Annotated in this window: 4 protein-coding genes; 2 read left to right on the forward strand and 2 right to left on the reverse strand. The window is 72.1% G+C overall.

Annotated elements, in window-relative coordinates; all coding sequences use genetic code 11:
• Positions 1 to 42 precede the first annotated feature (42 nt).
• Positions 43 to 1,083 carry an AAA family ATPase gene (locus V7E45_RS39250; RefSeq protein ID WP_333779074.1) on the reverse strand — a complete coding sequence of 347 codons (1,041 nt, stop codon included), beginning with the start codon at positions 1,081 to 1,083 and terminating at the stop codon, positions 43 to 45.
• Between the two features lie 287 nt (positions 1,084 to 1,370).
• Positions 1,371 to 1,922, reverse strand: coding sequence for a beta-class carbonic anhydrase (locus V7E45_RS39255; protein ID WP_333779075.1), 552 nt, complete (start codon positions 1,920 to 1,922; stop codon positions 1,371 to 1,373).
• Positions 1,923 to 2,340: 418 nt separating this feature from the next.
• Here V7E45_RS39255 and rsmH point away from each other — a divergent pair, with 418 nt between their 5' ends.
• On the forward strand, positions 2,341 to 3,297 hold the full coding sequence (gene rsmH, locus V7E45_RS39260; RefSeq protein ID WP_319150371.1) for a 16S rRNA (cytosine(1402)-N(4))-methyltransferase RsmH: 957 nt from the start codon (positions 2,341 to 2,343) through the stop codon (positions 3,295 to 3,297).
• Positions 3,298 to 3,361: 64 nt separating this feature from the next.
• The coding region (locus V7E45_RS39265) for a septum formation initiator family protein (RefSeq protein ID WP_333779076.1) at positions 3,362 to 3,773 on the forward strand (412 nt) is incomplete at its 3' end.

Here is a 3,773-nt window from a genome sequence, read left to right on the forward strand (position 1 = left end):
CCCCGCGGTCGGCCTCCGCCTGCCCCGCCCCCCCGGCGCTCATCACAGACCCCGCGGGGGCTGCTGGGGATAGGCGGGGATGACGCGGCCGAGGCCGCCGAAGCCGGTCTGCTGACCCGGTGCCGCGGGGACGGCCGTGTGCTGCAGGATCTCCTGCACGACCTGCTCGGCCGTGCGGCGGTTGAGCTGCGCCTGGGCGGTGGGCAGCAGCCGGTGCGCGAGCACCGCGACCGCGAGCGCCTGCACGTCGTCCGGCAGCGCGTACTCCCGGCCGGCCAGGGCGGCGGACGCCTTGGCGGCGCGCAGCAGGTGCAGCGTCGCGCGCGGGGAGGCGCCCAGTCTCAGGTCGGGGTGGCTGCGGGTGGCCGCGACCAGCTCGACCGCGTACCGGCGCACCGCCTCGGAGACGTGCACGCCGCGCACCGCCTCGATCAGCTTCACGATCTCGTGCGCGTGCGCCACCGGCTGGAGGTCCTCCAGCGGGGAGACGCCGCCGTGCACGTCCAGCATCCGCAGCTCGGCCTCGACGCTCGGGTAACCGACGGAGACCCGGGCCATGAAACGGTCCCGCTGTGCCTCGGGCAGCGGGTAGGTGCCCTCCATCTCGACCGGGTTCTGGGTGGCCACCACCATGAAGGGACTCGGCAGTTCGTAGCTCTGCCCGTCGATGGTGACCTGCCGCTCCTCCATGGACTCCAGCAGCGCCGACTGGGTCTTGGGCGAGGCGCGGTTGATCTCGTCGCCGATCACGATCTGGGCGAAGATGGCGCCCGGCTTGAACTCGAAGTCCCGGCGCTGCTGGTCCCAGATGGACACACCGGTGATGTCCGACGGCAGCAGGTCGGGCGTGAACTGGATGCGCCGCACCGAGCAGTCGATGGACCGCGCCAGCGCCTTGGCCAGCATCGTCTTGCCGACACCGGGGACATCCTCGATCAACAGGTGTCCCTCGGCGAGCAGTACGGTCAGCGAAAGCCGTACGACCTCGGGCTTGCCCTCGATCACACCCTCCACCGAACTGCGGACCCGCTCCACAGTGGCGGTCAGATCAGTGAGGCTCGCTCGATCGTCATAGGTCGTCACCCGGCCCTCCTCGGCCCGTTCTTACTCGGGCCGACGCTCTGTGATGCGAAACCGGCCCACCCCGAAAACACGGACACCGCGTGGAAAAGGTTCCACGCGACGTCCACACACCGCATTCTTGCTGCCGTTACCGATTCGTGTCACTCGCCTGTGGACAACTGCCCGCACTTTGTCGGGCTTGCGGTCTTTTATGCGGGCTCTCGCGATGCGGTGGGGCGGCTCGTCGCCGTCCGGCGGCTGCCGGGGCGGCCCGGCGGACCCGGTGCGACCGGGCCCGAGCACGCCGGTCAGGCCGGGTCGATCTCGCGCAGCCGGCCGGTCGTGACGTCGAAGACGAAGCCGCGCACGTCGTCGGTGTGCGGCAGGAACGGCGAGGTGCGCACGCGCCGCATCGACTGCCGCACGTCCTGGTCGACGTCGCGGAACGCCTCCACGGCCCAGGACGGGCGCTGGCCGACCTCCATCTCCAGCTCGTGCCGGAAGTCCTCGGTGAGGGTCTGCATGCCGCAGCCGGTGTGGTGGATCAGCACGACACTGCGGGTGCCGAGCGCGCGCTGGCTGATGGTCAGTGAGCGGATCACGTCGTCGGTGACGACACCGCCGGCGTTGCGGATGGTGTGGCAGTCGCCGAGCCGCAGGCCGAGCGCCTTGTGCAGGTCGATCCGGGCGTCCATGCAGGCCACGACCGCGACGTGCAGGACCGGCCGGGCGTCCATGCCCGGGTCGCCGAAGGCGTCGGCGTAGTGCTCGTTGGCCTCGACGAGGCGGTCCGTGACGGTGCCCTCGCCCGCTATGGCGCCGCCGTCGGACCCGTGGGGAGCTGCTGCCGAAATCGTCATGGCCACGACGTTACTGGTCGGCCCCGTGCCCGGCCGGGTGGGAGAGCGGACAAAGAACGCCATCGTGGCGGGTTGTGAGCTGATCCACACGGAGGGCAAACAGGGTCCGGGAGGGTGAATCCCCCGAAGTGCGGACCGTGCCGGGATGCGGTACGCGACGCGCAGGCCGGTTGATTGACCGCGCGACACGGTGGACTAAAGTGACGCGAAGCGGGAGGCGCGGCTCTCCCCGCTGGTGAAACCCCAGGAGACCCCGGCACGACACCCGGACCGTCTCCCCGCGTGCGCGGCGCGTACGTACGGCTCGGCCTCCTCCCGCTCCCGGTCGGCTGACGCTTCCGGCGCCGGCAGGCCTCCCCTTCACAGAGCGGGCGGGGACCCGGCGGTGCGTACCGCCCGCCGGACCTGAGAGGCCCCCTTGAGCCAGAGTCGACACGTCCCGGTGATGCTCCAGCGGTGCCTGGACCTGCTGGCACCCGCACTGGAGCGGCCGGGAGCGGTGGTCGTCGACTGCACCCTCGGCCTCGGCGGCCACAGCGAGGCACTGCTGACCCGGTTCCCCGAGGCGCGGCTGATCGGCCTCGACCGGGACAAGGAGGCGCTGCGGCTCTCCGGCGAGCGGCTCGCCCCCTTCGGCGAGCGCGCCACCCTCGTGCACGCCGTCTACGACGAGCTGCCCGAGGTGCTGGACCGGCTGCGCGTCCCGCGCGTGCGGGGCGTGCTGTTCGACCTCGGCGTCTCCTCCATGCAGTTGGACGAGGCCGACCGGGGGTTCGCCTACGCCCAGGACGCCCCCCTCGACATGCGCATGGACCAGACGACCGGTATCAGCGCCGCCGAGGTCCTCAACACCTATCCGCCGGGCGAACTGGTGCGCATCCTGCGCGCCTACGGCGAGGAGAAGCAGGCCAAGCGGATCGTCTCCGCCATCGTCCGCGAGCGCGAGAAGGAGCCGTTCGACAACAGCGCGCGGCTCGTCGAACTGATCCGGGACGCGCTGCCACAGGCCGCCAAGCGCACCGGGGGCAACCCCGCCAAGCGCACCTTCCAGGCGCTGCGCATCGAGGTCAACGGCGAACTGTCCGTCCTGGAACGGGCGATCCCGGCCGCGGTCAAGGCGCTCGACGTCGGCGGCCGGGTCGCCGTGCTGTCGTACCACTCGCTGGAGGACCGGCTGGTGAAGCAGGTGTTCGCGGCCGGCGCCGCGTCCACGGCGCCGCCCGGGCTGCCGGTCGTGCCCGAGCGCTACCAGCCGCGGCTCAAGCTGCTCACGCGCGGTGCCGAACTTCCCACCGAGGAAGAGATCGCCGAGAACCGCAGGGCCGCCCCGGCCAGGCTGCGGGGTGCCGAGCGCATCAGGGAGGACGCCGAGTGAGCGGATCCGGGTCGGTTGGGTTTCCGGACGCACCTGTCGGCGCGCCGGAGCCACCGGAGGGCCAGTGAGCAGGAAACCCGAACTCAAGGGGAGGGCGGCCCGGCTCGCCCGGCTCTTCCCGGTCGGCCGGGCCCGGGCGGCCCGCGCCCCGTTCGTCCTTCTCGTCGTCCTGCTGCTCGGCGGCGGCCTCATCGGGCTGCTGGTGCTGAACTCCGCACTCAGCGAAGGGTCGTTCAAGCTCGACGCCCTGCAGAAGCGGACGAAGACCCTCACCGACGAGGAACAGGCCCTGCAACGGGACATCGACGCCTACTCGTCCCCCGACGCCCTGCAGCGCCGCGCCCGTGAGCTGGGCATGGTCCCCGGCGGCGACCCGGCCTTCCTCGGCCCCGGCGGCACCGTCAAGGGCGTACCGGGCGCGGCCGGTGCCGATCCCGCGGCCCTCACCGACCCGGCCGCCCCGGACCCCCTCGCCC

The sequence above is a fragment of the Streptomyces sp. IBSBF 3136 genome (assembly GCF_036815105.1).
GTDB lineage: Bacteria > Actinomycetota > Actinomycetes > Streptomycetales > Streptomycetaceae > Streptomyces.